Below are 5,069 nucleotides of genomic sequence, written 5' to 3' on the forward strand. Positions count from 1 at the left end.
GCACCCGTTAGGATCTCAACCTTGGCCATTCGTACCTTGTTACGTCACAAATGAATCATCTGTGACGTAACTTGCGCCACATAACCGCCTCAACAAAACCAGCTCACCGGACGCTCACCTCGGAACGGCGTCTCGGTACGGTTCCGTTTCGCTCGTGAGCTGCGGCAGACTGTTGTCGATGACCGACCAAGCGATCTTGTTGTCGATATGGACATGCATAGTCTGACCCCACGATGCCTCCGCAGTCAAAGGCCAATCGCCGGGATGATCGAGCGTTCCAATCGTGACCCAGACGTACGGATCGTGGTCAGAAACGAACACCAAGGAAGAACCGCAGGCGACGCAAAAGCCTCGACGAGCGAATTCACTGGATCGGTAGAAATGGGACAGACCTTTCGTGAACCCGAAATCGCTGCCGATAAATTGGAGCGCCGACATGAAGAGGCCACCATAGCACTTCTGACACATGCTGCAGGGCAGTAGGCGCCTTGGATAGGTGGCTTGCGTGAGCTATAGAGCGCACGGATCGCAGAGGCAGCCGCCTTCCACCGGGATATGCTCGCTACCCATTTGTCACATTCCTGGATGCTGCCTGGCCAAATGCTTCGGAACTCCGTCGGCGGTCGGCGAAGATCATGTGCGTGGCCACCAGCTCATGTGGCGAGGCTTTCAGATAGGCTCGCCAGCCGGGCTCCTGCGATAAAATTCAGCGGAGGCTGGGAACCTTGCCGCGATGCTGGCATCCAATATTTCCCGGAAGGAGCAAGCAGATGCCAAGTTCGCAGAACGCAATAAATCAATCCCAAGGCGTCGCGGAAGCCAGTCTCGTCGAGCGAGCCGTGCTGGGCGAAGCCGACGCCGTTCGGCAGATCATTAAAGCCCATAATCAACGCCTGTATCGGCTGGCGCGGGCAGTGCTTCGCAGCAATGCAGATACGGAGGAGGCTCTTCAGGAGGCTTATCTCCGCGCCTTTGCGAGGCTGGGGAGTTTCCACGGGGAATCATCCCTCTCCACCTGGCTGTCGCGCATCGTGCTCAATGAGGCGTTAACGCGGATGCGGTCGCAAAGGCGGCTGAAACGCACCGCTCCCTCCGCCCAGGCGGCCGGAGAGGCGCAGATCATTGCCTTTCCCGTGCCGGTATCCAACGACGATCCGGAGCGCACCATGGCCCAGCGACAACTTCTGCATCTCGTCGAGCAGGTGACGGACGACCTCCCGCAGCCCTTCCGCGTCGTGTTCGTCGCCCGAGTGATCGAAGGGCTGAGCGTCGAGGAAACGGCGGCACTGCTCGACCTGCCGTCCGCCACCGTCAAGACGCGCCTTCACCGCGCGCGCAGGCTGGTCCGGGACCGGTTGGAGGCGCAGATCGGGCCGGTGCTGCTCGATGCCTTTCCCTTCGCAGGCACGCGGTGCGATCGCCTAACCGAAGCGGTGCTCGAAAAACTCGGTCTCGAAAAATAGCGGGAACCTCCCCGGCGGCCCGGCATCCAATGTCGTGTCAATGCAAACAGGCGCCGGCGACACGACCGGCCAAGGAGATACCCGATGAAGACCTTTCTCACCGCCGCGCTCGGCGCAGCTTGCGTCGTCATGACCGCACCGTTTGCGGACGCCGCCGACGTGCCGAGCGATCCGCAGATCGCCCATGTCGCCTACAGCGCCGGGGCGATCGACGTGGAGGCGGCCAAGCTCGCCCTGTCGAAAACGAAGAACCCGGATGTGCGAGCCTTCGCGCAGTCGATGCAGAAGGACCACGAGGCGGTGAACGAGCAGGCGCTGGCGCTGGTCAAGAAGCTGAAGGTGACGCCGCAGGATAACGCCACCAGCCAGGCCCTTGCCAAGGCGGCCGAGGAAATGCGCGCCGAACTCGTCAAGCTCGATGGCGCGGCCTTCGACAAAGCCTATATCGCGAATGAGGTCGCCTATCACAAGCAGGTCAATGCGGCGCTGGAGACACTGCTGATCCCTTCGGCGCAGAGTGCCGAGCTGAAGAGCTTGCTGGAAACCGGCCTGAAACTGTTCCAGGGTCATGAGCAACATGCCGAACATGTCGCGGCAGGCCTGAAATGACGACGGGGACTCTCAACCGGCGGCAATTGCTTCTCTCAGGCGCGGCTGTTCTCGCCGGCGGCCCGCTGGCCCGCGCCCATAACGGCACGGTCCACGTCGCCATCGAAAACCTCGCCTTCGTCCCGACCGAGGTCGAGGTTCGGGTCGGCGAGACGATCGAATGGACCAACAACGACCGGTTCGCCCATACCGCGACCGTCAAGGGCGGCTGGGAGGTGACCATTCCGCCCGGAACGAAGGCGACGCGAGTGGTCACGGCGAATGACAGCGTCAACTACTACTGCCGTTTCCACCCCAACATGAAGGGCCGGATCGTCACGACCGCATAGGTGTTTTCGCCGCTACGCTCGAAAGCAGCAGGGACGGTCCGGCGGGCCGCCTCTGCTTTCTGCGGCGAGGCGGGCCATGGGTTGGAAGGAGGAGCCGTTCGACCCAAGGCTCGCGTAGCCATTGTTCCGGAGCGAGGACCGGTCGTTAATCTGCGACGTGGCCTTGACGGCGAAGATTCTTGCATCAGCTTCCGCTGCTGGGGGTCCAGTTCGGCGAGCTTGAAGTCGCCCATCATCATCACCGCTATGTCCTTCAAGCAGGCTGTTGAAAAAGGATCCGGTCTGGCGTCATTGGCCGTGATTCATTGGCCTGGAAGAGATTCAGAGTTGATGGATACGTGGCGGCGATAATCGGACGGGAAACCTTTTCGGCTACGTCGATCTCGAAGTGCGGGTTCGGCGCAATCATCCGTTGCTGGCGATGCTGTTGCAGGCTTTCCAGAGTTCTAAATGTTTAATCCCGGATTTTGATGGTGCAATCTTTTCGCGAGCCTGGAGAGATTCGCTATGGGACAAATTCTGCATGGCAGCGCCACGACGACAGAGGCGATCCGTCGAACAATACAAAATAGTCAAGCGAGCCTGAGGGTTCTTGCGAGGCGATATGGGATCAGCCAGAAGACCGTCGCCAAATGGAAGAAACGAAGTTAGACCGCCGACTTGGTGACCGGGCCGAAAGCGCCTCGATCGACGGTTCTGTCGATCGAGGAGATCGTCGCTTTCCAACGTGATACGCTGCTGCCCCTCGATGACTGCCTCTACGCACTGCAACCAACCATTCCGCAACTGACCCGATCGTCACTGCATCGCTGCCTGCAACGCCATGGCATTGCTGCTCGCACTGGCGGCGCTGGTATCTTTCCCATTGGCTCAAGCTGGCGTGTCGCTGGCCTTCTCGACGTGGATCCAGCCACGGGCCAGGCCGTGGCGAAGACGGTCGCGATCGAGAACATCCTGACGCCCTCCTACTTTGCCAACCTTATCGTGGAGTTCCCGAAACTGCTGGTAGGCTTTCCGCCGATCGCTCTTACGCTGATCGTGATGATGGGCATTTCGGTTGCCGAGCATTCGGGTTTCCTGTCCTCGGTCATTCGAGGGCTTTTGCGCCGGGTCCCGAAATTCGCGATCATCAGCTTCGTTTCGTTCGTGGCCATCAACGGAGACCTTTTCGGCGACGCAGCGATGTTCGTGTTGATGCCGCTTGCGGCCACGCTTTTCTACCAGATGAGGCTTAATCTCTGCCTCGGCTGGTCTTCGTCGGCAACACCGCCGGTTTTTCCGCCTCGCTCGTCATCAATCAGACGGATACGGTGCTCTCGGGCATCACCGCAAGCGTTCTGCCGCCAGAGGCGGCGGCGACCGCCTCGCCAATCATGAACTGGTATTTCAACGCATTCAGCACCGTTGCCGCAACGGCTGCGATGCTGATCATCACCTACTTCTTCGTGCCTTCGAAGCTCTCGCCGAACCACGTGAGCGAACTGGAAATCGAAACGGAGGTCGTTGAAGAGACCGGAACAGCCCATGGCCGCGAAGGTCGGGGGCTGCTCGCAGCCGGCATCTTCACCGTCATATATCTCGGCCTGATCCTCGCATCCCTCTTGCCCGTGGGGCGCGCCGGCGCTGCCTTAAGATCGCAGCCGAGTGCTGTGGCGACGATTCCGAAATCGTTCAACGGATCCGCGATAGGCGATGATTGAAGCGTGCGAGCAGTCGAAAACTTTAGCCACCGGAGGTCCAGAAACCCGGGTTGTAGCGGTCGAATTTTGTACTGAACGCCGGCCCTGACTTCGTTTGAAGCGATCTCGGAAAGCTCGATGCGGTGCGGTTCACGCCGCCCCTCGATCTTCGAGCGGTCGCACGTTCTGGTTCATGCGGAACAGGTTCTCAGGGTCATACCGCCGCTTGACCTCGACGAGCCGCCGATAGTTGCCGCCATAGGCCGCTTCGACCCGGTCGACCTCGTCCGCGGGCATGAAGTTGATATAGGCGGTGCCAGCGGCATAGGGTTTGGTCGCCTCGAAAAGCCGCCGCGCCCAGCCGATGCAGGCCTGGTCCATCGCCGGCTCGCGCCAGCGGGCATGGACGTTCATGACGAAATGCGAGCTGCGCTGCGGGAAAGCGGTCTCCTCCACCGCTACCCGGCCGGCCGCCCCACCGACATGGGCGATGAATATCTCGCATTCCGGCCCGGGCAATTGCCGGATGGCGTCGAGCAAAACGCCGATGGCCGCATCGGAAAGCTCCATGAAATCATGGCTCTTCCAATAATTGCGGGCTCCGGGCACAAGCAGCGGATCGAAGGCCTGCTGCCAGCCGACGAAGGGATTGGGACCGACGACGTCGGCGATCGGCTTGCCGATCGCACGCAAGCCCGCCGTCGCTTTCTCCCCCGCGACGGGATCGCCGCAATAGCACATGGCCAGCACCAGGATCTCCTTGCCGTGCCACTCCTGCGGCAGGAACGGCAAGGGCGGCGCCTGCCGCATCACGACCCAGCAGGTGAGCTCGTCCGGGGCAGCCTCGAGCGCCTGTCTATATTGCCGGAGGACGCTTTCCGCATCCGCAAAGGGATGCACGACAAGGCCGGCGAGAACCTCGGGACCGAGTTCGTGCAGCGCGAATTCGAAGGCAGTGACGACGCCGAAATTCCCGCCGCCGCCTCTTA

7 protein-coding genes and 1 pseudogene are annotated in these 5,069 nt (G+C 61.0%); 6 read left to right on the plus strand and 2 right to left on the minus strand.

All coding sequences use genetic code 11. The annotated features are described in order from the left end of the window. Positions 1–114 precede the first annotated feature (114 nt). On the minus strand, positions 115–468 hold the full coding sequence (locus tag BC363_RS29135) for a GFA family protein (RefSeq protein WP_083223760.1): 354 nt from the start codon (positions 466–468) through the stop codon (positions 115–117). A gap of 302 nt (positions 469–770) precedes the next feature. Here BC363_RS29135 and BC363_RS29140 point away from each other — a divergent pair, with 302 nt between their 5' ends. From BC363_RS29140 to BC363_RS36275, 6 genes and pseudogenes are all read left to right on the plus strand, one after another. After that, positions 771–1,463 carry an RNA polymerase sigma factor gene (locus BC363_RS29140; protein WP_065787063.1) on the plus strand — a complete coding sequence of 231 codons (693 nt, stop codon included), beginning with the start codon at positions 771–773 and terminating at the stop codon, positions 1,461–1,463. 84 nt (positions 1,464–1,547) lie between these two features. Then, complete coding sequence (locus BC363_RS29145; RefSeq protein ID WP_065787062.1) at positions 1,548–2,072, plus strand: DUF4142 domain-containing protein; 525 nt, start codon at positions 1,548–1,550, stop codon at positions 2,070–2,072. Next, the gene (locus tag BC363_RS29150; protein ID WP_083222569.1) at positions 2,069–2,401 is read left to right on the plus strand and encodes a plastocyanin/azurin family copper-binding protein; all 333 of its coding nucleotides are present in this window, start codon (positions 2,069–2,071) and stop codon (positions 2,399–2,401) included. The genes BC363_RS29145 and BC363_RS29150 overlap by 4 nt, the downstream gene beginning before the upstream one ends. 507 nt (positions 2,402–2,908) lie before the next feature. Then, positions 2,909–3,235, plus strand: a pseudogene (locus BC363_RS29155) (IS481 family transposase); the annotation flags it as partial. A 66-nt stretch (positions 3,236–3,301) separates the two neighbouring features. After that, positions 3,302–3,778: an AbgT family transporter gene (locus tag BC363_RS36270; RefSeq protein WP_280137966.1), complete on the plus strand. Its 477-nt coding sequence runs from the start codon at positions 3,302–3,304 to the stop codon at positions 3,776–3,778. Beyond that, positions 3,712–4,101, plus strand: a complete 390-nt coding sequence (locus BC363_RS36275) for an AbgT family transporter (RefSeq protein WP_280137965.1) — start codon at positions 3,712–3,714, stop codon at positions 4,099–4,101. The genes BC363_RS36270 and BC363_RS36275 overlap by 67 nt, the downstream gene beginning before the upstream one ends. 129 nt (positions 4,102–4,230) lie before the next feature. On the opposite strand, the gene BC363_RS29165 is transcribed toward BC363_RS36275, so the two are convergent. Next, on the minus strand, positions 4,231–5,069 hold an 839-nt coding region (locus BC363_RS29165), incomplete at its 5' end, for a BBE domain-containing protein (protein ID WP_141690473.1).

Origin of the sequence: Ensifer sp. LC384, assembly GCF_001695865.1 — a bacterium.
Classification (GTDB): Bacteria; Pseudomonadota; Alphaproteobacteria; order Rhizobiales; family Rhizobiaceae; genus Ensifer.

What these genes read in the sequence shown, in the direction of transcription:
- BC363_RS29135 (WP_083223760.1), bottom strand. Translation starts at nt 468, where the DNA reads ATGTGTCAGAAGTGCTATGGTGGCCTCTTCATGTCGGCGCTCCAATTT.
- BC363_RS29140 (WP_065787063.1), top strand. Translation starts at nt 771, where the DNA reads ATGCCAAGTTCGCAGAACGCAATAAATCAATCCCAAGGCGTCGCGGAA.
- BC363_RS29145 (WP_065787062.1), top strand. Translation starts at nt 1,548, where the DNA reads ATGAAGACCTTTCTCACCGCCGCGCTCGGCGCAGCTTGCGTCGTCATG.
- BC363_RS29150 (WP_083222569.1), top strand. Translation starts at nt 2,069, where the DNA reads ATGACGACGGGGACTCTCAACCGGCGGCAATTGCTTCTCTCAGGCGCG.